The organism is Roseobacter cerffii (genome assembly GCF_054226325.1).
In genome coordinates this window covers 470,206-491,003 of sequence record NZ_CM135757.1, presented here as the reverse complement: position 1 = coordinate 491,003, position 20,798 = coordinate 470,206, and the positions used below count along the sequence as shown (strand labels likewise).

The 20,798-nt window shown below is 64.2% G+C and carries 18 protein-coding genes and 1 riboswitch; of the genes, 7 read left to right on the top strand and 11 right to left on the bottom strand.

The window, feature by feature from the left end; translation table 11 throughout:
• Positions 1-139: 139 nt before the first annotated feature.
• From gcvP to gcvT, 3 genes are all read right to left on the bottom strand, one after another.
• Positions 140-2,983 carry an aminomethyl-transferring glycine dehydrogenase gene (gcvP, locus tag ACVC7O_RS02350; protein WP_458324505.1) on the bottom strand — a complete coding sequence of 948 codons (2,844 nt, stop codon included), beginning with the start codon at positions 2,981-2,983 and terminating at the stop codon, positions 140-142.
• Positions 2,984-3,055: 72 nt separating this feature from the next.
• Entirely contained in the window at positions 3,056-3,415 is a 360-nt protein-coding gene (gene gcvH, locus ACVC7O_RS02345) for a glycine cleavage system protein GcvH (protein WP_458324504.1), read from the bottom strand.
• Positions 3,416-3,431: 16 nt separating this feature from the next.
• Complete coding sequence (gene gcvT / locus ACVC7O_RS02340; RefSeq protein WP_458324503.1) at positions 3,432-4,556, bottom strand: glycine cleavage system aminomethyltransferase GcvT; 1,125 nt, start codon at positions 4,554-4,556, stop codon at positions 3,432-3,434.
• 143 nt (positions 4,557-4,699) lie between these two features.
• Positions 4,700-4,788: riboswitch (glycine riboswitch) on the bottom strand.
• Between the two features lie 94 nt (positions 4,789-4,882).
• On the opposite strand from gcvT, the gene ACVC7O_RS02335 reads away from it, so the two are divergent.
• On the top strand, positions 4,883-5,473 hold the full coding sequence (locus ACVC7O_RS02335; RefSeq protein WP_458324502.1) for a gamma-glutamylcyclotransferase family protein: 591 nt from the start codon (positions 4,883-4,885) through the stop codon (positions 5,471-5,473).
• Here ACVC7O_RS02335 and ACVC7O_RS02330 read toward each other — a convergent pair.
• The 3 genes from ACVC7O_RS02330 to ACVC7O_RS02320 form a co-directional block, all read right to left on the bottom strand.
• Entirely contained in the window at positions 5,420-6,820 is a 1,401-nt protein-coding gene (locus ACVC7O_RS02330; RefSeq protein WP_458324501.1) for an MATE family efflux transporter, read from the bottom strand. The genes ACVC7O_RS02335 and ACVC7O_RS02330 overlap by 54 nt on opposite strands.
• Before the next feature lie 69 nt (positions 6,821-6,889).
• Positions 6,890-8,215 carry a glutamate--tRNA ligase gene (gene gltX / locus ACVC7O_RS02325; RefSeq protein ID WP_458324500.1) on the bottom strand — a complete coding sequence of 442 codons (1,326 nt, stop codon included), beginning with the start codon at positions 8,213-8,215 and terminating at the stop codon, positions 6,890-6,892.
• A gap of 59 nt (positions 8,216-8,274) precedes the next feature.
• A complete protein-coding gene (locus ACVC7O_RS02320) occupies positions 8,275-8,685 on the bottom strand; it encodes a DUF1801 domain-containing protein (RefSeq protein ID WP_458326020.1) in 411 nt (136 codons plus the stop codon).
• Positions 8,686-8,790: 105 nt separating this feature from the next.
• Between ACVC7O_RS02320 and ACVC7O_RS02315 the strand changes: the two genes are divergently transcribed.
• The gene (locus ACVC7O_RS02315) at positions 8,791-9,717 is read left to right on the top strand and encodes an MBL fold metallo-hydrolase (protein WP_458324499.1); all 927 of its coding nucleotides are present in this window, start codon (positions 8,791-8,793) and stop codon (positions 9,715-9,717) included.
• 44 nt (positions 9,718-9,761) lie between these two features.
• On the opposite strand, the gene ACVC7O_RS02310 is transcribed toward ACVC7O_RS02315, so the two are convergent.
• Both ACVC7O_RS02310 and ACVC7O_RS02305 read right to left on the bottom strand, forming a co-directional pair.
• Positions 9,762-10,571, bottom strand: a complete 810-nt coding sequence (locus tag ACVC7O_RS02310) for an alpha/beta hydrolase family esterase (RefSeq protein WP_458324498.1) — start codon at positions 10,569-10,571, stop codon at positions 9,762-9,764.
• A gap of 156 nt (positions 10,572-10,727) precedes the next feature.
• Positions 10,728-12,386 carry an NAD+ synthase gene (locus tag ACVC7O_RS02305; RefSeq protein WP_458324497.1) on the bottom strand — a complete coding sequence of 553 codons (1,659 nt, stop codon included), beginning with the start codon at positions 12,384-12,386 and terminating at the stop codon, positions 10,728-10,730.
• A 183-nt stretch (positions 12,387-12,569) separates the two neighbouring features.
• On the opposite strand from ACVC7O_RS02305, the gene ACVC7O_RS02300 reads away from it, so the two are divergent.
• Complete coding sequence (locus tag ACVC7O_RS02300; RefSeq protein ID WP_458324496.1) at positions 12,570-13,955, top strand: MORN repeat-containing protein; 1,386 nt, start codon at positions 12,570-12,572, stop codon at positions 13,953-13,955.
• Between the two features lie 134 nt (positions 13,956-14,089).
• Here the strand turns inward: ACVC7O_RS02300 and ACVC7O_RS02295 are convergent, their stop codons facing one another.
• Positions 14,090-15,283: an adenylate/guanylate cyclase domain-containing protein gene (locus tag ACVC7O_RS02295; protein ID WP_458324495.1), complete on the bottom strand. Its 1,194-nt coding sequence runs from the start codon at positions 15,281-15,283 to the stop codon at positions 14,090-14,092.
• Between the two features lie 294 nt (positions 15,284-15,577).
• Here ACVC7O_RS02295 and ACVC7O_RS02290 point away from each other — a divergent pair, with 294 nt between their 5' ends.
• The 4 genes from ACVC7O_RS02290 to ACVC7O_RS02275 are packed head-to-tail and all read left to right on the top strand — an operon-like array spanning position 15,578 to position 18,093.
• Positions 15,578-16,168, top strand: coding sequence for a VPLPA-CTERM sorting domain-containing protein (locus ACVC7O_RS02290; RefSeq protein ID WP_458324494.1), 591 nt, complete (start codon positions 15,578-15,580; stop codon positions 16,166-16,168).
• 41 nt (positions 16,169-16,209) lie between these two features.
• Positions 16,210-16,830 (top strand): VPLPA-CTERM sorting domain-containing protein, encoded by a 621-nt coding sequence (locus ACVC7O_RS02285; protein WP_458324493.1) that lies wholly within the window; start codon positions 16,210-16,212, stop codon positions 16,828-16,830.
• Positions 16,831-16,851: 21 nt separating this feature from the next.
• On the top strand, positions 16,852-17,466 hold the full coding sequence (locus ACVC7O_RS02280) for a VPLPA-CTERM sorting domain-containing protein (protein WP_458324492.1): 615 nt from the start codon (positions 16,852-16,854) through the stop codon (positions 17,464-17,466).
• An 18-nt stretch (positions 17,467-17,484) separates the two neighbouring features.
• Positions 17,485-18,093 (top strand): VPLPA-CTERM sorting domain-containing protein, encoded by a 609-nt coding sequence (locus ACVC7O_RS02275; protein ID WP_458324491.1) that lies wholly within the window; start codon positions 17,485-17,487, stop codon positions 18,091-18,093.
• A gap of 305 nt (positions 18,094-18,398) precedes the next feature.
• On the opposite strand, the gene ACVC7O_RS02270 is transcribed toward ACVC7O_RS02275, so the two are convergent.
• A complete protein-coding gene (locus ACVC7O_RS02270; RefSeq protein WP_458326019.1) occupies positions 18,399-19,928 on the bottom strand; it encodes a cryptochrome/photolyase family protein in 1,530 nt (509 codons plus the stop codon).
• Positions 19,922-20,587: an SDR family NAD(P)-dependent oxidoreductase gene (locus ACVC7O_RS02265; protein WP_458324490.1), complete on the bottom strand. Its 666-nt coding sequence runs from the start codon at positions 20,585-20,587 to the stop codon at positions 19,922-19,924. Before ACVC7O_RS02265 ends, ACVC7O_RS02270 begins: the two co-directional genes overlap by 7 nt.
• Between the last annotated feature and the right edge of the window lie 211 nt (positions 20,588-20,798).

The following is a 20,798-nucleotide window of genomic DNA, read 5'->3' as shown; positions in this document are numbered from 1 at the left end:
CCGGATGTTAACTCCACCTATGCAAAAGAGATTTTGCGGCGAAGGTGGGGGCACCGGTCACCGCGCCAGGAGGAGCAAAATGCTTCTTAAGCGGGGAGGGGTTGGAAGAGCCGCTCCCCGTTTCTCTGTCTCAGATGCCCTACTCCGCCGCCTCGGCATACTCCTCCATCGGCGGACAGGTGCAGACCAGATGCCGGTCACCATAGACATTGTCGACCCGGTTCACCGGCGGCCAGTACTTGTCCACCCGGAAGGCGCCCGGCGGGAAGCATCCCTCGTCGCGCGTGTAAGGCCGCTCCCAGTCGCCGACGAGGTCCTCAACCGTGTGCGGCGCATGTTTCAGCGGGTTGTTCTCCGCATCCATCTCGCCCGCCTCGACCGCAGCGATCTCCGCCCGGATCGCAAGCATCGCATCGCAGAACCGGTCGAGCTCCGCCTTCGTCTCGCTCTCCGTCGGCTCCACCATCAGCGTGCCTGCCACCGGCCAGCTCATCGTCGGCGCGTGAAACCCGCAATCGATCAGCCGCTTGGCGATATCCTCCACCGTAATCCCCGCACTCTCGGCAAAGGGGCGTACGTCGAGGATGCATTCGTGCGCCACGCGGCCTGTCGGCCCTTTGTAGAGCACGTCATAAGACCCTTCGAGCCGCCGGGCGATGTAGTTGGCATTCAGGATCGCAACACGTGTCGCCTGTGTCAGCCCCTCGCCGCCCATCATCAGGCAATAGGCCCAGGAGATCGGCAACAGCGACGGCGAGCCAAAGGGCGCCGCTGACACGGCCCCCTCTCCGCCGTTCGGCTCTCCGGGCAGATGCGGCACAAGATGCGCTTTCACGCCAATCGGCCCCATACCCGGGCCACCCCCGCCATGCGGAATGCAGAACGTCTTATGCAGGTTCAGGTGACTCACATCCCCGCCCAGATCGCCGGGCCGCGACAGCCCCACCATCGCGTTCATATTCGCCCCGTCGATATAGACCTGCCCACCGTGGGCATGGGTGATGCGCGTCACTTCCGTGACCGTCTCCTCGAACACCCCATGGGTCGAGGGATAGGTGATCATGCAGCCCGCCAGGTGCTCCGAATGCTGCTCGGCCTTGGCCCGGAAATCGTCGAGATCAATGTCCCCATTCTCCGCCGATTTCACCACCACAACTTTCCAGCCGACCATCTGGGCCGACGCGGGGTTGGTGCCATGGGCACTCATCGGAATGAGGCAGATGTTGCGATGCCCCTGCCCCTGCGCCGCGTGATACCCCGCAATGGTCAGCAGCCCCGCATACTCCCCCTGCGCGCCCGAGTTGGGCTGCATCGAGATCGCATCATAGCCGGTGATCTCACAAAGCTTCGCACTGAGGTCGGCGATCATCTCCGCATAGCCCTGCGCCTGATCGCTGGGCGCATAAGGGTGGATCAGCGAGAACTCACGCCAACTCACCGGCATCATCTCCGCCGCCGAGTTCAGCTTCATCGTGCAGGACCCCAGCGGGATCATCGCCCGATCGAGCGCCAGATCCCGATCCGCCAACCGCCGCATGTAGCGCATCATCTCGGTCTCGGCCCGGTTCATGTGAAAGATCGGATGCGTCAGATACTCCGAGGTCCGCAGCATCTCATCCGGAAAGCGATAATCGGGCCTGAAATCCTCGTCCTTCCGGTCAATCCCGAACGCCCGCCACACCGCCTCCAACGTCGCGGGCTTGCAGCGCTCGTCCAGCGTGATACCGACCCGGCGCTCCCCCACGACCCGCAGGTTGATCCCCTCATCGACAGCAGATTTCAGCACCGCTGCCTGCAACGGCCCCACATCCACGGTGATCGTGTCGAAACAGGCCTTCGGGTCCACCTTGAACCCTGCCGCCTCCAGCCCCTTGGCCAGTCGCACGGTTTTGCGGTGGATGCGCTGCGCGATGGCCTTGAGCCCTTCTGGCCCGTGGAACACCGCATACATCGACGCCATCACCGCCAGAAGCGCCTGCGCCGTACAGACATTCGAGGTCGCCTTTTCACGCCGAATGTGCTGCTCCCGCGTCTGGAGCGACAACCGATAAGCCCGGTTGCCATTGGCATCGACCGACACACCCACAATCCGCCCCGGCATCGCCCGCTTGTAGGCGTCACGACAGGCCATATAGGCCGCATGCGGCCCGCCATAGCCCTCGGGCACCCCAAACCGCTGGGTCGAGCCCACGGCAATATCCGCCCCCATCGCCCCGGGTTCTTTCAAGAGCGTCAGCGCCAGGGGATCAGCCGACACCACGCCAATCGCCCCCTGCGCATGCAATGCCGCCATGTTATCAGTGAAATCATGCACATGGCCGTAGGTGCCCGGGTATTGAAAGATCGCACCAAAGACCTTCGAGGCGTCCATCTTCGCCGGGTTGCCGACAATGACCTCGATCCCCAAAGGCGCCGCCCGCGTCTGCATCACCGCGATGTTCTGCGGATGACAATCGCGGTCCACAAAAAACGCGCGGGCCTTCGATTTCGCCACCCGCTGCGCCATGGTCATGGCCTCGGCACAAGCCGTGGCCTCATCCAAAAGCGAGGCATTGGCAATCTCCAGGCCCGTCAGATCGCAGACCATCGTCTGGAAGTTCAGCAAGGCCTCCAAGCGGCCCTGTGAGATCTCCGGCTGATAGGGCGTGTAAGCCGTGTACCAGGCAGGGTTCTCCAGAATATTCCGCTGGATCGCCGGCGGCGTGACCGTCCCGTGATACCCCTGCCCGATCAGCGAGGTCAGCACCCGGTTCTTCGCCCCAACCTTGCGCAGATGCTCCAGCACCTCCCGCTCCGACATCGCCTTGCCGAAGTCCAGGGGCTCCGCCTGCCGAATGCCCGCAGGCAAGGTATCATCAATCAGCGCCTCCAGCGACGCGGCCCCCACCACCTCCAGCATCTCCGCCATCTCCGCAGGCGACGGCCCGATATGGCGCCGATTGGCAAAATCATACGGCAAATACTCGGTTGGCTTATAGACCATCACATCGCTCCTTCCGCGCCCCTGCGCTTCACCCTTCCTGAAATACTCAAATCCCGAACGTCACGTGCCCGCTCAGGCGATGAATTTCTGATACGCCGCCTCATCCATGAACTCGTCCATCTGACTGGCATCGCTGACAGACATCTTGAAAAACCAAGCCTCGCCCTGCGGGTCGTCATTCACCGCGCCCGGATTGTCTGCCAGTGCGCTGTTCACCTCGACAATCTCGCCATCGACCGGCGCCAGAATGTCACTCGCCGCCTTCACACTCTCGATCACGACCACCTCGTCATCCTTGCTCACCGTGGTGCCCTCCTCGGGCAGTTCGATGAAGACCACATCCCCCAGCTGCTCCGCCGCATGGGTGGTGATGCCCACCACCATTACGCCATCTTCCTCGCGCAACCACTCATGTTCTTCCGTGAATTTCATACCTGTCTCCTGTTTCTCATCTCTTGAAGTTTGCGGGCACAAACGGCAGCGGCACCACATCCACCGGCAGCCGCTTGCCCCGCACCTCACCCCAGACCCGCGTGCCCTGATCAGCCTGCGGTGTCGCCACATAGCCCATGGCCACGGGCCCTTCGACCGACGGACCATAGCCACCGGAGGTAACCGTGCCCACCTGCGCACCGCCCTCCTCCGCATCGTAAAGCTGCACGCCCTCCCGCATCGGCGCGCGCCCCTCGGGCCGCAGCCCGACGCGCCGCCGTTCGGCTCCCTGCTCAAACAGCTGGTCAATCACATCGGCACCGGGATAGCCGCCCCCGCGCGGGCCACCGGCCCGGCGCACCTTCTGGATCGCCCAGGTCAGCCCGGCCTCCACCGGCCCCGTCTCGGCATCAATGTCGTGCCCGTAAAGACACAAGCCCGCCTCCAGCCGCAGCGTGTCCCGCGCGCCAAGCCCAATGGGCGCCACATCGCGCTGCTCCAGCAGCGATCGCACAAGCGTCTCGGCCTCATCCCCAGCCACCGACATCTCGAACCCATCCTCTCCGGTGTACCCCGACCGCGAGGCCCAGACCGCATGACCGCAGAGACTCAGGTCCGCCACATCCATGAAGCGCATCTCCGCCGCCCGCGCATCCAGATCCTCGATCACAGCCGCCGCCCCCGGCCCCTGCAAAGCAATCAGCGCCCGGTCCACCAGTTCCGTCACCGTGATCTCCTCGGGCACCCCCCCCCGCATCTGCGCGATATCCGCTGCCTTGCAGGCCGCATTCACCACGACGAACAGGTCATCCCCCCGCCGCGCAAACATCAGATCATCCTCGATCCCACCCGCCTCATTGGTGAAGAGCCCATAGCGCTGCCGCCCATCCGCCAGCCCCAGCACATCCATCGGCACCAAGGCCTCAAAGGCCAAAGCCACCGCCTCCCAGGACGGCCCCGACAGGATCACCTGGCCCATGTGGCTCACATCAAAGAGCCCCGCATGTGCCCGCGTGTGCAGATGCTCCTTCAGCACCCCCATCGGGTACTGCACAGGCATCGAATAGCCCGCGAAGGGCACCATCTTGGCCCCCAGCTCCACATGCAGATCGTAAAGCGGCGTGATCGCCAAATCGCTCATCCGGCCTCTCTTTCCCGCCGGGTCTGCGTCATGGCATCCGGCATCTCGCGTGCGCCCGCACGCTCAAGATGCCCCCTCTGTCTTTTCGCCTGAGATCGTTATCCCTTCGGCGGATGCCATCCGGCACCTCTCTCCAGAGTGTTTTGTCCCACACGGTCCGGTGGCCTGAGAGTTTCCGGGGCGGTTGCTCCTTCGGCACCGGCATGACTGCCGGTTCTCCCGGGCGGGATGTTGGGACGGTATGCGCAGGTATGCGCCGCGGTCAAGACGTCTTGTGCCGGTCGCGATCAAATGTTTGAGTGCAGCGCAATTCCGCGAGAGACCTGATGAGCGATCCTTACTTTTTCGGCTACGGCAGCCTGGTCAACACCAAAAGCCACAGCTACCCCGACCCGCACCCCGCCACGCTCAACGGCTGGCGCCGCGCCTGGGTTGCCACGCCGCGCTTTGGCGTTGTCCTGCTCACTGGTGTGCCGACGCCCGGCCACAGCATCGACGGGCTGATCGCCGCCGTGCCAAACGCCGATTGGGCTGCCCTTGACGCGCGCGAAACCGGCTATGCCCGCCTGCCCGCGCATCAGGCCGTCGATCACGCCCACCCCGCCACGCCCGAGATCGCGGTCTACGCCGTCCAGCGCGAAAACATGCTGAAACGCAGCAGCCAGATGATCCTGCTCAGCTATCTCGACGTGGTGGTCCAGGGCTTCCACGAGGTCTTCGGCGAAGCAGGCGTGGAGCGGTTCTTCGAGACCACCGACGGCTGGGACACGCCGATCCTGAACGACCGCGATGACCCGCGCTACCCCCGTCATCAGCAGCTCACCAAGCAGCAAACCGCCCTGGTCGACGGCCACCTCGAGGCCTTATCGGCGCAGGTTAAACAGCGACACGAGGCGCCCCTGCCGCCCGAATTCTGAAGCCGCAACCGGTTCCGCCTCGGCCATCGCCTCCTGCATTACCCGCCGCGCGAGCAGCCAGGCGATCACGCCAAAGATCACGCCCGACAACGCCTGCCCAATCAGCACACCCGCCGGCCCCAAAAGCCAGGCCCCGCCCAGCACCAGCGGCACCATGCCCAAGGTGTTCCGCCCCCAGTTGAGGAAGGTCGAGTAGAACGGACGCCCCATGTTGTTGAAGGCCGCATTGCCGACAAACAGCACCCCATTGAAGAAAAAGAGCAGCGACAGCGGCCCGCAGAACAGGAACACCAGCTCGCGGGTGACACCACTGGCGTCAAAGAGGTCCGCAATCGGCCCGCGCAGCGCAAAGAGCGCCGCCGAGACCAGCGCAATCACGATCCCCGTGAACAGAACCGCATCGTTAAACCCCCTCCGCACCCGCGCATGATCCCGCGCCCCGAAGTTCTGCCCCAGGATCGGCCCCACCGCACCCGAAAGCGCAAAGATGATCGCAAACGCCAAGGGCGTCAGCCGCCCCACGATGGCCATCCCCGCCACCGCCGCCTCACCGAACTGCGCCATCGCCCGCGTGACAATCGCCTGCCCCACAGGCGTCGCAATCTGGGTCAGGATCGCAGGCGCCGCAATCGCCAGGATCGGCCCCAGATCGCGCAGCATCGGCCCCAACTGTGGCCGTCCCAACCCGCCATAAAACCGCATGATCGGGCGCAGCGCGGTCATCGCAATCGCAATATTCGCCGCCACCGAGGCCAGCGCCGCCCCGGTCAGCTCCAGCCCCAGCCCAAAAATCAGGATCGGGTCCAAGACCGCATTCACCAGCCCGCCCCAGATCGTCGACATCATCGCCCGCCGCGCATCCCCATGCGCCCGCAGGATCGCCCCACCGATGATCCCGATCATCAGGAACGGCAGTGCCGGCACCGTGATCCGCAGATACGACAGCGCCAGATCCGCCGTCTCCCCCGTCGCGCCCATCAGTGTCACCAGCCAGGGCAACTGCGTCCAAACGAGGGCCGCAAAACACACCCCGAAGATCGCCCCATAAGTCAGCGCATGGGTCTTGCGCGCCTCCGCCTGCGCGGCATTCCCCTCCCCCAGCGCCCGCGCCACCAGCGCCCCCGCCGCAATCGCCATGCCGATGCCAAACGACGTGTTGAAAAACAGGATCGCCGCCGCATATCCCACCGCCGCCGCAAGCTCTTCCTTGCCCAGCATGGCGATGAAAATCATGTCGATGAAATCGACCGCAAAGACCGCCATCAACCCGATGGAAAAGGTGCTCGCCATCACGGTGATATGGGCAAAAAGATTGCCTGTCAGGAACTTCGCCTGCGCCTCAGCCACGACCGCACCGCAGCTTCACCCTTCCAGAAATACTCAAATCCCGCACCAGCCCATATGCGGGACGCGCGCTCATCCGCGCGCCTTGACCACCTGCAACAGCGGCATCAGCGCCGACATATCCGGCCCGTGTGCTTGCCCCGTGAGCGCCTTGCGCAGCGGCATGAAGAGCCCCCGGCCCTTGCGCCCCGTGGCCTCTTTCACAGCGCCGGTCCAGGCGCCCCAGGTCTGATCATCAAACGGCCCCTCCGGCAGAAGCGCCATCGCCTCAGCCACAAAATCGGCATCCTCGGTGTCCACCACCGGCTCCGCCCCGTCGCGCATCAGCGCCCACCAGCCCGCGAGATCGTGCAGCGTGGTGATGTTCTCGCGGGTGACCTCCCAGAACTGCGCCGCTTTCTCCTCCGGCACGCCCGCGTCAGAAATCGCACCAGAAACCTCTGCCAGCGGCAGCCCCGCGAGATACCGCGCGGTGAGCGGAAAGAGATCCTGCTCATCGAATTTCGTCGGCGCCGAGCCAAAGCGCGAGATATCGAACCCCTCGATCAGCTCCGCCATCTCCGCGCGCAGCTCTACGGGATCGCTGGACCCCAACCGTGCCATCAGGCTCAGCAGCGCCATCGGCTGCACCCCCTGCGCGCGCAGATCGCGCAACGACAGTGTGCCCAGCCGCTTGCTGAGCGCCTCGCCCTGTGGCCCGGTCAGCAGCGAATGATGCGCAAAACTGGGGACGTTGCCTCCAAGCGCTTCGATAATCTGGATCTGCGTCGCCGTGTTGGTCACATGGTCCGAGCCGCGCACCACATGGGTCACACCCATCTCGGTGTCATCGACGACCGAGGCCAGCGTATAGAGCACCTGCCCGTCGCCGCGAATGAGGACCGGGTCCGACACGCTCGCCGCATCAATCGAAATGTCCCCGAGAATACCATCCGCCCACTCGATCCGCTGCTGATCGAGCTTGAAGCGCCAGACGCCGTCTCCCCGCTCGGCGCGCAGAGCGTCCTTCTCCGCGTCACTCAACGCCAGAGCCGCCCGGTCATAGACCGGCGGCTTGCCCATGTTGAGCTGCTTTTTCCGCTTCAGGTCCAGCTCCGTCGGCGTCTCGAACGCCTCGTAGAACCGCCCGATCTCCCGTAAGCGGTCCGCCGCCGCCGCATAGCGGTCGAGCCGCTCAGACTGCCGCTCCACCTGGTCCCAATGCAGCCCCAGCCACTCCAGATCCTGCTTGATCCCGTCGACATATTCTTCCTTGCTGCGCTCCGGGTCGGTGTCGTCAATGCGCAGAATGAAAGTGCCGCCTGCTTTGCGCGCGATGAGATAGTTCATCAGCGCGGTGCGCAGGTTGCCGATGTGGATATGGCCGGTGGGGGACGGCGCGAAACGGGTGGTGGTCATGCAGGTCTCCTGTTGGCTCGCGTCCTCTCACAGGTCTACGGATTTGTCCAGCCGAGCGCTCAGGTCCGATGCACCGGCCAGCGCGTGGCCAAATCGTCCAGCCCCGCACGAATGAGCCGCTTCAGAACCTCGAGGTCCACATCCTCCAGCTTGTTGATGTAAAGACAGGATTTGCCGATCTTGTGCTTGCCCAAGCGGTCGAGGATCGCGCCGAAATCCGCATATCCCGGCATGATGTAGACCGAAAGCTTCGCCTTGCGCGGTGCGAAGCCGGTGGCAAAGAACGTCCCCGACCGCCCCGAGGCATAGGTGTAGTCATAGGTGCCATAGCCCAGCATCCCGCCCGACCAGAGCCGCGGCCCCCATCCCGTCACCTCGCGAAAGAGCCGGTCGAGCACACCCGCCTCGCGGTGTCGCCGGTCCGGCGTGACCGCTGCCAGAAACGTCGCCACATCCACCGCCGCACTCATCGGGCCACCTCGCAGGAATATGATCGCGCCCCTGTTGTTTTTCATGGGCGCATCGCGGACCCATACTACCTCAAAGGGTATCCAACAGGAAAAAGGAAAATGATCATGTCCGACCGGATCACTGTCTCCCGCCGCGCGGCTCTCGCGGGCGCCGCTGCTCTGCCGCTTGCCGCCGCCTCCGGTATGGCCCGTGCTGCCGCCCCCATCACGGGTCCCAGCATGTCACCGTTTCACCGCGTGAAAGTCGGTGGCTTCGACGTCACGACCCTGCTCGCGGGCAGCCGCGCGGTCGAGGGCCCCCATAACATCTTTGGTCTGAACGTCGATGCGGACACCTTCGCCTCGGTCTCGGCAGAGGCGAACCTGCCCACCGATGCCGCACAATTCTTCTTCACGCCCACGGTGGTGAACACAGGCTCCGAGCTGGTGATCTTCGACACCGGGCTCTCGGGCGAGGGCACCACCGCCGCGCTCGAGGCCGCGGGCTACACCGCCGATCAGATCGACGTGGTGGTGATCACCCATATGCACGGCGACCACATCGGCGGCATGACGCGCGAGGACGGGTCGCTCACCTACCCCAACGCACGCTACATGACGGGTCGGGCCGAGTTCGACGCCTGGGCGGCGCAGGACAATGACAATTTCAAGGCCAAGATCGAACCCTTCGCCGAACAGTTCGCATTCCTTGAAGACGGTGGCTCAGTCGGGTCGGGCCTCACGGCGATGGCCGCCTTCGGCCACACGCCGGGGCATATGGTCTATATGGTCGAGGACGGCGGCACCCAGCTGGTTATCGGCGCGGATTTTGCCAACCACTATGTCTGGTCGCTGGCGCACCCGGACTGGGAGGTGAAGTTCGACATGGACAAAGCAGCGGCGGCGGCGACCCGTCGGCGCTTGCTCGACATGATGGCCGCCGACAAGACGGCCTTTGTCGGCTACCACATGCCCTGGCCCGGCATCGGCTATGTGGAAACGGCAGGCGATGGTTTTGCCTATGTGCCGCACAGCTACCAGCTGATGCTCTGAACTTGAGCGGGGCGGCGGCCTGAAAGCCCGCCGAACCTGCCGGTTCAGAGCCGCCCCGCCTGATCCAACTGGTCCCACCCGAACCGAACGAATTCGGTACGGAAAGAGTGGCCACCTTCGAAGAGGCAGAATTTCAGCATGTCGCCCGCGCTGCTCGCCTCTTCGACACACTCCAGATCACCATAGGTGGCCTCACCCTGCGGCCGAAAATCGCCATAGTCACGATACATCTCCAGCGCCGCGCTCACCTTGCCCTGATGCGTGGGCCCGATGGGACGGCCATCGAGCGGGACGGTGCGGTCGGTGGTTCCATGAATATGCACAATGCTGGCCACCGGGCCGGTGCAACGCTCGGGCGGTTTCAGCCAGAAGGTGCCGGAGATCGGGATGAACCCGGCAAAGCGGTCGCTCATGGAACAGGCGAGGTTCCAAGTCATCATACCACCCGCACTGAACCCCGTCGCAACAATCCGGTCGCCATCGATGGGATAGCGCGACATCGCATCCTCCAGTACGGCGGCGAAATAGTCGAACTCGGGCGCGCCGTCGGTGTCCATGTGGCGCGGTGCATTGGGGATCACCCAATCGTCACCCTCGGATTTCGCAGCAATCAGGGCCACACCCATGTCTGACGCCATGCGCCGCAGCGAGCCATTGCGCATGACACCCTGGGCCGACCCGCGGTAGCCATGCGCGAAGACGATGGCAGGGACCGGGGTGGTGCCGTCATGCCCCTCCGGCATCGCGATCCGGTAATGCCGGTCGCCCAATGTGCAATTGCTGTCCGGGCCACAGGCCAGCGCGGGGCCGCCGAGCACGGTCAGACACAGGGTAAGACATGAAAAAACGCGCATCACAAATCCTCGCAAAATTTCCGCGACGATGGCCTGATGATCACCGCACGTCCAGTCACAAGCCTGTGCGCCGCGGTGGCCTGAAAGCCCACCGAACCTGCCTGCTCAGACGGTCGGTTCTGGCAGGTGACGGTGGGCTTTCAGGCCACCGCCTCTTTACGAGGGATCGCGCCACCGATTCACAATCGGATACCGCCGGTCAAGCCAGAACGCGCCTTCGGTCAGCCGCGCACCGGGGGCGGACTGGAAGCGTTTGTATTCGCTGATGTAAATCAGGTGCTCGACCTTCTTCGCCACCTCCCGCTGGAACCCCGCCGCGACGCAATCCTCGATGGAGCCCGCGCGGTCCACCAGGATCTCCAGCATCGCGTCGAGATCCGGGTAATCCGGCAGGCTGTCGCTGTCCTTCTGATCGTCGCGCAGCTCGGCCGAGGGCGGCTTGTCGATCACCCGGGCAGGGATCACAACGCCCTCGGGGCCCTTCATCCACGCCCGGTGGTTGGCGTTGCGCCAGCGGCAGGTCTCGAACACCCGCGTCTTGTAGAGATCCTTGATCGGATTGTAGCCGCCCGCCATATCGCCATAGATCGTCGCATAGCCCACGGCCACTTCGGACTTGTTCCCCGTGGTCAACAGCATCTCGCCGAACTTGTTCGACAGCGCCATCAACAAGACGCCGCGCAGCCGCGACTGGATGTTTTCCTCGGTGAGATCGGCCTCCAGCCCCTCAAAAAGCGGTGCCAGCGTCTCGGTCACCGCCGCTCGCGGCCCCGAGATGGGCAGATAGTCGTAGCGGCACCCCAGCGCCTGCGCGACGGCCTCCGCATCCTCCAGCGAGGCTTGCGAGGTATACTCCGACGGCAACATCACGCAGCGCACGTTCTCCGCCCCCAGCGCATCCACCGCAATCGCCGCCACCAGCGCGGAATCCACGCCCCCCGACAGGCCCAGTAGCACCTTGCCGAAGCCGGTTTTGCGGCAATAGTCGCGCAGCGATTTCACCATCACGCGATAGTCTTGCTCCCAGGCATCCGGGCGCGGCGCCTTCTCGCCCGCGACCACGCGCCAGCCCTCGGGCGTGCGCTCCAGGTCCACTTGCGCCACCGTTTCCTCAAAGACGGGCAGCTGCACCGCCAGGGCGCCTCCGGGGTTCAGCGCGAAGGAGCCGCCATCAAACACCTGATCGTCCTGCCCGCCCACCATGTTGAGGTAGACCAGCGGCAGCCCGGTCTCGACCACCCGTGCGACCATGTGATTGAGCCGCACCTCGAACTTCTTGCGGTCGTATGGCGAGCCATTGGGCACCAGCAGGAACTCGGCCCCCGTCTCGGCCAGCGTCTCGGCCACATCCTCGTGCCAGGCGTCCTCGCAGATGGGCGAGCCCACGCGGGAGTTGCCCACCGAATAGGGGCCGCCCAGAGGCCCTGCGTCAAAGATGCGCACCTCGTCAAAGACCGTGTCATTGGGCAGGTGATGTTTGAGCACCTGGCTCGCGATCCGCCCGCCTTTCAGAATGAGGTACCCGTTGTAGAGCTTCGCGCCCTCGACCCAGGGCGCACCGATGGCCAGCGCCGGACCCTCGGCGCAGGCCTCCGCCAGTGCCTCCACATGCCGCGCCACATCCAGCTGAAACGCCTGGCGCATCCATAAATCTTGGGCATTATAGCCGGTCAGGAACATCTCGGGCAGCGCCACGAGATCGGCGCCCGCCTCGCGCCCGGCCTCCCAGGCATTTCGCGCTAAGGTTGAATTTCCAGCCAGATCGCCCACGGTGGGGTTGAGCTGCCCCAGAGTTATCCGAAATCGATCTGCCATGCGCCCAGCCCTTTTTCACCAGTTTACAGCCATGTAGCAGATTGCAGAGCGGTGAAAAGCCTCTGCCCGGGCTATCACGCAAAAGAAGATTGCCCCCAAAGCGGCCTTTGCCTAAGTTCCCGCAAGGGATCGTCCAGGGGGTCAGGTCCCGCTCTTACAGCCACGTCATGCCCAAGGGGTCTTATGTCTCTTCGCCGCCTGATCATCTGCCTTGCCTTCCTGCCGAGCACGCTTATCGCTCAGGAGGCGCAGGTCCTGACCAAACAATATGACGATGGCGGCGTCTACGAAGGCACCTTCCGCGGCGGCGTGCAGCACGGCACCGGCACTTACAAACTGCCCAACGGCTACGAGTACACCGGCGAGTGGGTCGATGGCGAGATCAAGGGCAAGGGCATCGCGCGCTTCCCCAACGGCTCGGTCTATGAGGGTGTCTTCGCCAAGGGCAAGCCCGATGGCTTCGGCAAGATCACCTTCGCCGACGGTGGCACCTATGAAGGCGAATGGCAGGCGGGCGCGATCATGGGCACGGGCATCGCGCTCTATGCCAACGGCGTGCGTTACGAGGGCCAGTTCCGCAACGCCAAGCACCACGGCAAGGGCACGATGCAGAGCCCCGGCGGCTATGAGTACAAGGGCGACTGGGTCGATGGCGTCAAGGACGGCACCGGCACCATCACCTACCCCGATGGCGCGGTCTACGAAGGCGAGATCAAGGCGGGCAAACGCGCAGGCCAGGGCACGCTCACCATGCCCGACGGTCTGGTCTACGTGGGCCTCTGGCGGGACGGGCAGATCGACGGCACCGGCAAGCTGACGCAAGCCAACGGCGATGTCTATGAAGGCCAACTCGTGGCCGGGCGCCGCGAAGGCATCGGCAAGGTGATCTACGCCAACGGCGACACCTATGAGGGCGAGTTCGCAAACGATCTGCGCGACGGCCAGGGCACCTTCACAGCCCAGGACGGCTATACCTACACCGGCTCCTGGGTCGCGGGCGAGATCGAAGGCCAGGGCCGGGTGATCTATCCCGATGGCTCGGTATACGCGGGCAGCTTCTCTGACGGTCTGGCCGATGGCGAAGGGCTGATCACCTACCCCGATGGCTCCACCTATGAGGGCGCCTGGAAGACCGGCGTGATCGACGGCAAGGGCAAGGCCACCTACACCAACGGCGTGGTCTACGAGGGCGAGTTCAAGAACGCCCGCAACCACGGCCAGGGCGTGATGACCTATGCCGACGGCTACAAATACGACGGCACCTGGGTCGACGGCCAGCGCCAGGGCCAGGGCACCGCCACCTACCCCGACGGCACTATCTATGTGGGCGAGTTCAATAACGGCCAGCGCCATGGACAGGGCAAGATCACCATGCCCTCGGGCTTCACCTACCAAGGCGCCTGGGTCGAGGGCGAGATCGAAGGCCTCGGCGTGGCCACCTACGCCAATGGCGATGTCTACGAAGGCATGTTCCAGGCCGGAAAGCGCCAGGGCACCGGCACCATGCGCTATGCCACTGGCGAAGAAGCCACGGGCGACTGGGAAAACGGCGCGCTGACCGACGGCTGACAAGCCGGCTGGCGCGGAAGCCCCGCGCAACGGCATGGGGGCCCACCCCGCAGCGGGCAGAGGCGCCCGACTAGAACGTCCCAGCAGAATGCGCTAGATCAGGACGAGCGGGGCTCTGCGACGGCGCTTCCGTCCTAGCGGTCATCAGACAGCGCCTCTTTGCTCAAGCCCATCACCCGGTGAATCTCGACGGGGTTGGCCAGCCCCTTGAGTTCGACATGCCCCAGAGGCTCGGCCTCCACGGCCCCGTCGACATCGATCTGCGCCCGGTGGCTGATCAGAAGCTCCCGGTCCTCGGCCATATCGCAGAGCCGCGCCGCCGTGTTCACCACGCCACCGATGGCCGTATAGTCGGCCCGTCCGTGAAACCCCACCAGCCCCAGCGTCGCATATCCGCTCGAAACGCCCATACCCAACCCAATGGCATGGCCAAGCTTGCTCCAGGGCGCGCGGATCTCCTCAAAGGCGGATCGGATCTCCAGCGCCAGCCGCACCGCCTCCAGCACCGGCTGCTCCCGCGGGATCGGATCGTTGAAGAACACCATCAGCCCATCGCCCGCCCGGTACCCGATGCTGCCCCCATGTTTGTCCACCAGCGCGCCAACCTGGTCATGAAACTGCTGTAGAATGGCGATCACGTCCTCAGGCTCGATCGCCTCGGAGACGGCGGTAAAGTTCCGGATATCGCAGAAAAGGCACGCGATATAGCGCCGGTGCGTGTCGAGCAGCGCCTCATTGCCCTCGGCCACGACCAGCTCGGCCACCTGCGGCGCCAGGAACTGCTTCAGCCGCCCCAGACGGTCGATCTCATGCTCCTGCCGCCGCACCTGATGCGTCAGATGCTGGTTGAACGCGTCGATCTGCTGGGCCTGTTCGCGCACCTTGCGGTTCAGCGTGTTCAAGAGCAGCACCTGGTTGAGCAGCGCGCCCACCACCAGCAGCACATAGGCCAGCGCCTCCACCCGCTCGTCATAGCCGAAATAGAGCGTCACGATCAGCGTCGCCGCCGCCAGCGCACCGGTGGCCAGCGGGGCCGCGTTCCAATGGCGCCGCCGGTCTCGCCACAGAAACAGCACCGCACACAGCGCCAGCCCCCACATCAGAACCGCCTGCACATGCGGATTGATCATGAACGCCTGCGTCCCCACCACATAGCTGGCCAGAATACCCGAGTAACAGGTGATCAGCGACGCCGATGCGGCGAGCACCGCGCCCAGCCCCACCGGCAGGGCAAGACGGAACTCCTCGGTCTCGGCAGGCAACACCGCTGGCGCCGCAAGGGCAACGGGTTCGGAACCGGGATCATAGGGTGGCTTACGATCAGACATGGTGTCGGCAGCATTCAAATATCGGGCATCTTAGGCAGCTGAGGCGCAGCCGTCAAAATAAACAGGGATGGCGGCCTCTGGACCAACCGAGGCGCGCCGACGCGGGCTGCATCGCCCGTTTCACGGGACGGCGGGCGGGGCGAGGGCGCAGCCCAGCGCCGTCCCGCCGGTGCCTCCCATGCCATTTCGGACAAATCTCGACGCATCCGGGACAAAAGCACCGCCCACTCTTCCCCAAAGCCCCCCCGGGATGCTGAACAGAACGGAGGTATACTTTTATGAATTGGGGATAGTATGAAACTCTTGCACACCGCGCTCTTCTGCGCGCTGACCGCCATCGCACTGCCCGCGCAGGCCGCCACGGTCACACTGGACCTGACACGCAACGCACCGGCGTTCTCCGACAGTCTTCTCAACAACGGCGACACCGTGAGCAACGGACCGTTTTCGCTCACCTTTCAGAATCTTGTCGCCAATGGATCCAACTGGACTTGGGTAGATACAGATGGAGTGTTCTTTGCCAGAAGCAGCATAAGCTTTACCCGCGTCGATCTGGTCTTCAACATCGACACCGTTATCGAAACCTATGGCAGCGGAGACAGAGGCAATGGTACGTTTCAGATCACCGGGCCCAACGGCACCTCAGGCGTAAACAGCTTCGCCTCGGGCACCGCAAACACTTTCGACATGGGCACGATCCCGGTCTTTCTGGCGGGTGAAACCTATACCCTGACCCACGATACAGACAGGGGATACCTCGACGCACTTGGCCTCTCGCATCCGCCGTCCGTGACCGCGGTCCCCCTGCCCGCCTCCCTGCCACTGCTGCTCGCAGGGTTCGGCGCCGTCGCCCTCCTGCGCCGCCGGACCTCCGTGGCGCGCTGATCACAGCGCCGCACCTCGACATCTCACAAAGGGATTCACCGATGAAACTCCTCCAGATCGCGCTCTTCTGCGCTCTTACCGCCCTCGCCCTGCCCGCAAAGGCCGCCACCGTCACCCTCGGTCTGCACGCGGACGTTCCCACCTTGGGAAACCAAATACTTACGGACGGCACAACCACCAGCGCGGGGGGCTTTACGCTGACATTCCAATCCGTCGTTGCACAGGATGCAACACGCGGCCTTGCTCTCCCAATTGGGACAATTTTCGGCGAGTGGCATGCCTTCGGGATCATCAGCGTCGGCCTGACCTTCAACACCGATACAATCATCCACAGCTATGACCTCGGATACTCCAATGCCACCGGCGATATCTTTCAGATCAGCGGGGTCAATGGCACGTCCGGCCGGAATGACTTCGGGAAAACCGGGGTATCCACGTTCGACATGGGCACGATCCCGGTCTTTCTGGCCGGTGAAACCTATACCCTGACGCACACCATCAGAGGATCGCGTGATGTCGCGATGCTCCGCAGCTTGCAAGTCTCCAGCCCGCCGGCGGTGGTGCCGCTGCCCGCCTCCCTGCCGCTCCTGCTGGCGGGTGTCGGCGCCGTCGCCCTCCTGCGCCGACGCAGACCCGCCGCAAAACACGGCAACCCATCCTGATCCATCGGAAAGGACCCCGCAATGAAACAACTGATCACCGCCCTATTCTGCGCCTTCGCCATCACCGTCCTTCCCGCGCAGGCCGCCACTGTCACGCTGGACCTGACGGAAAACGCACCTGATTTCGCAGACAGGTCTCTCAACAACGGCGACACTGTGAGCGACGGGCCCTTTTCGCTCACCTTTCAGAATATTGACGCCAACGGAAGGGATGAAGCTTTGTTGGTGGGCGGCAGCATAATCCTAGGCCGCATCACCGGCGATCTTGCCAGCGTTGATCTGACCTTCAACATCGACACCGTTATCGAGACCTATGGTATCGGAGTTACCGATCCTGGTACGTTCCAGATCACCGGGCGCAACGGCACCTCCGGCAGCAACAGCTTGCAGAAAACGGGAGCAAACACCTTCGACATGGGCACCATCCCGGTCTTCCGCGCCGGAGAGACATACACCCTGACACATACGGTGACCGGGGCCAGCTTGGCAGAACTCAACGCACTTGGCCTCTCGCATCCGCCGTCCGTGACCGCTGTCCCGCTGCCCGCCTCCCTGCCGCTTCTGCTGGCCGGTTTCGGCGCCATCGCCCTCCTGCGCCGCCGACACCCGGCCTCACAGGACGGCACCGCCCCCTGAAACGAAAGGAAGACCCCCATGATGACGCGTCTGAACATCGCTGGTCTCTGCGCGCTTGCGATCCTCGCCCTGCCCGCACAGGCCGCCACGGTCACGCTGGACCTCACAACCAACGCGCCCGCCTTTGCAGATGGGATCGTCAACAACGGCGATACCGTCAGCGCCGGAGAGTTTTCCCTGACCTTCCAGAACGTCCAGCCGCTCGGGCCCAGGCCTGCCACTGTGTTGTCCAATGGGGTCATCTTTTCGCGTTTGGTTGTCGGCACACTCCCCAGCGTCGAACTGGTCTTCAACATCGATACGATCATCGAGACCTACAGCGTCGGATCCAGCCGGGGCAGCAGCCCGTTCCAGATCAGCGGGGTCAATGGAACGTCGGGGCCGAACAGCTTCGGGTCGGATGCGACCTTTGCCTTCGACATGGGCACCATCCCGGTCTTTCTCGCCGGAGAGACCTACACCCTGACGCACAGCCTCGGCGGCCCCGACAGCGGGACGCTCAGCGCGCTCGGGCTCTCCCATCCGCCGTCCGTGACCGCTGTCCCGCTGCCCGCCTCCCTGCCGCTTCTGCTGGCCGGGTTCGGCGCCGTCGCCCTCCTGCGCCGCCGGGCTCCACGACATACCTGATAGAACCCGCTCCCGTGCATGGCCGCGGGTGGGCCCCGGCACCCCACCACCCCACCCGGATGCGGGGTGCCGGTGGCGCCCCTTTGGGTGCCAATGCGGGACGGTGGGCGGGGCGAGGGCGCAGCCCAGCGCCGGCCCGACGTCCAAAAGTAAAGGCCGCCCTGTTAACCCGGGCAGGCACCGACATCCGCACCGACGCAATACCGACAAAATACCGACGTGATACCGACGTCGGTTTTGCCATGAAACGAAAGGATTAACCCCCGATTCGGCGTCTCGGACGAAAATGCAGGCGCGCGCTGCCTTCAGACCTTTTCGCCCGCCTCCAACCGCCGCAGGAAATCGTCCGCCTCCGCGATCACCGTCGCGCGCCGGTCCGCATCCATCCGGTCCCAGGTCCGGTACATGTTCCCCATGCGCGCATTGTCCTTGAACCGGTCCCGATGCCGGTCGAGGAAGTGCCAGTAGAGCAGGTTGAACGGGCAGGCGCCCTCCCCCGTCTTGGTGTTGACCGAATAGGCGCACCCCTTGCAGTAATCCGACATCCGGTTGATGTAGGCGCCGCTCGACACATAGGGTTTCGAGGCAATCACCCCGCCGTCGGCAAACTGGCTCATCCCCACTGTATTCGGCGCCTCGACCCACTCGAAGGCATCCATGTAAACCGCCAGATACCACTCGTGCACCTGGTGCGGATCAATCCCCGCCAGGAGCGCGAAATTCCCTGTGATCATAAGGCGTTGGATGTGGTGCGCATAGGCCTCTGCCGCCGTCTGCTCCACCGCCTTCGACAGGCACCGCATCTTGGTCTCACCGCCCCAGTAGAGCTCGGGCAGGTCACGGGAATGCCCCAGCGCATTGCCCGTCACATAGTCCGGGCCTTTCAGGAAATAGATGCCCCGCATGTACTCGCGCCAGCCGATGATCTGGCGGATGAATCCTTCGGCGGCATTGATCGGCACATCTCCCGCCGCATAGGCCTCGGCCACCTTTTCGCAGACCTCCAGCGGGTCCAGCAGCCCGATGTTGATATAGGCCGAGATCACCGCGTGATAGAGGAACCGATTGTCCGCCAGCATCGCATCCTGATAGTCACCGAACTTCGGCAAAGCCTTTGAAATAAAATGCGAAAGCGCCCGCCGCGCCTCACCTTCCGTGGTCGCAAACCAGAAGGGGTTCAGGTCACCGAAGTGGTTGCCGAACCGCGCCTCAACCAGCGCCAGCACGTCCTCGACGGTCTCATCCGGGCTGAACTGCATCGGCCCGTTGAAGTCGACTTCACCCGGTGCGGGCTTGCGGTTCTCATGGTCGAAGTTCCACTTGCCCCCCACCGGGTCCGAGCCATCCATCAACAGCCCCGTCTTGCGCCGCATCTCGCGATAGAAATACTCCATCCGCAGCGCCTTGCGCCCGTCGGCCCAAGCCTCAAACTCCTGATGTGACGCAATAAATCGGTCGTCAGGCAGGATATGCGTGGTGATCGGCGCGTGCTTCAGCTTGTCGATCAACCGCCACTCTCCGGGCTCCGTGACCAGCACCTCCGAGGCGCCCGTCTCCTCCGCCCGTCGCAGCAACTCGCCGACAATCGAGCCCGCATTCTGCGTGTCGTCCAGCTGCGCATAGCGCACGTCCCAGCCGTCGTCTCTCAGCCGCGCCGCAAACTTGCGCATCGCCGCGAAGATCAGCGCGATCTTCTTCGGATGATGCCGCACATAGTCCGTCTCTTCCGCGACCTCGGCCATCACCACGACATCGCTGTCAGGGTCCGCCTCGCGCAGCGCACTCAGCCCCACGCTCAGCTGGTCGCCCAGCACCAGAAGCAACCGGCTCACCAGGGCACCGCCTTCCCGGCCCAGTCGAAAAACTGGCCCGTCTGATCAGGCGTCAACCCGCTGATCACGTTCAACAAATTCTGCGCGGCCTCCTCCGGCGGCACCGACGGATGCCGTCCCAGATACTTCTCCGTAAAGGGTGTTGCCACCGTGCCCGGATGCAGCGCCACACAGACCGACTGCTTGTGCGTCCGGCTCAGTTCAATCGACGTCGTGTGCACGATCTGGTTCACCGCTGCCTTCGCACTGCGGTAGCTGATCCACCCGCCGATCCGGTTGTCGCCAATCGAGCCCACGCGCGCCGACAGCACGGCCATCACTGCGGGCCGATCCCGCGGCAACAGCTCGGCGGCATGGCGCAGCACCATCGCAGGCCCCAGCGCGTTGACCGCGAACTGATCCATCATGGCCTGTGCGGTTACGGCCTTGATCGACTTCTCCGGCGCCGCGCCGTTGATCTCCAGCGCGCCGGTGGCCACCAGCACCAGATCAAACGATCCCTCAAGCCCCTCAAGGTGACCCGCGACCGAGGCCTCATCGGTGATCTCGAACCCATCGTGCGAGCGGGACAGTGCCGTCACATCGTCGCCACGCGCCCGGCAGGCGGAAACCATGGCCTGCCCGATCCCGCCCGAAGCCCCTATGATCAATACTCTTTTCATCCGCGGCGACCTAGGCGGGCGGTCTGCGGCTTCAACCCCGCGCGGCTCAAAGGTCGCAGTCGCCGCACTGGCCTCGGGCCAAAAAATCACCTTCCCATTTGCGTCAGCCTGCGTATAACTACGCGCATGGCACCTGTGTCGCATATCATATGCCCGCGCTATTCCTTGCGCCCAGCCGCCGCTCTGCTGCTGCTAACTCGCCTCTGAGCGT

Bases quoted from the DNA above. Each gene is read 5' to 3' on its own strand.
- ACVC7O_RS02285 (WP_458324493.1), top strand. From the start codon at position 16,210: ATGAAACTCCTCCAGATCGCGCTCTTCTGCGCTCTTACCGCCCTCGCC.
- ACVC7O_RS02310 (WP_458324498.1), bottom strand. From the start codon at position 10,571: ATGCGCGTTTTTTCATGTCTTACCCTGTGTCTGACCGTGCTCGGCGGC.
- ACVC7O_RS02335 (WP_458324502.1), top strand. From the start codon at position 4,883: ATGAGCGATCCTTACTTTTTCGGCTACGGCAGCCTGGTCAACACCAAA.
- gcvH (WP_458324504.1), bottom strand. From the start codon at position 3,415: ATGAAATTCACGGAAGAACATGAGTGGTTGCGCGAGGAAGATGGCGTA.
- ACVC7O_RS02300 (WP_458324496.1), top strand. From the start codon at position 12,570: ATGTCTCTTCGCCGCCTGATCATCTGCCTTGCCTTCCTGCCGAGCACG.
- ACVC7O_RS02295 (WP_458324495.1), bottom strand. From the start codon at position 15,283: ATGTCTGATCGTAAGCCACCCTATGATCCCGGTTCCGAACCCGTTGCC.
- ACVC7O_RS02280 (WP_458324492.1), top strand. From the start codon at position 16,852: ATGAAACAACTGATCACCGCCCTATTCTGCGCCTTCGCCATCACCGTC.
- gcvT (WP_458324503.1), bottom strand. From the start codon at position 4,556: ATGAGCGATTTGGCGATCACGCCGCTTTACGATCTGCATGTGGAGCTG.
- ACVC7O_RS02275 (WP_458324491.1), top strand. From the start codon at position 17,485: ATGATGACGCGTCTGAACATCGCTGGTCTCTGCGCGCTTGCGATCCTC.
- ACVC7O_RS02305 (WP_458324497.1), bottom strand. From the start codon at position 12,386: ATGGCAGATCGATTTCGGATAACTCTGGGGCAGCTCAACCCCACCGTG.
- gcvP (WP_458324505.1), bottom strand. From the start codon at position 2,983: ATGGTCTATAAGCCAACCGAGTATTTGCCGTATGATTTTGCCAATCGG.
- ACVC7O_RS02320 (WP_458326020.1), bottom strand. From the start codon at position 8,685: ATGAGTGCGGCGGTGGATGTGGCGACGTTTCTGGCAGCGGTCACGCCG.
- ACVC7O_RS02315 (WP_458324499.1), top strand. From the start codon at position 8,791: ATGTCCGACCGGATCACTGTCTCCCGCCGCGCGGCTCTCGCGGGCGCC.
- ACVC7O_RS02290 (WP_458324494.1), top strand. From the start codon at position 15,578: ATGAAACTCTTGCACACCGCGCTCTTCTGCGCGCTGACCGCCATCGCA.
- ACVC7O_RS02265 (WP_458324490.1), bottom strand. From the start codon at position 20,587: ATGAAAAGAGTATTGATCATAGGGGCTTCGGGCGGGATCGGGCAGGCC.
- gltX (WP_458324500.1), bottom strand. From the start codon at position 8,215: ATGACCACCACCCGTTTCGCGCCGTCCCCCACCGGCCATATCCACATC.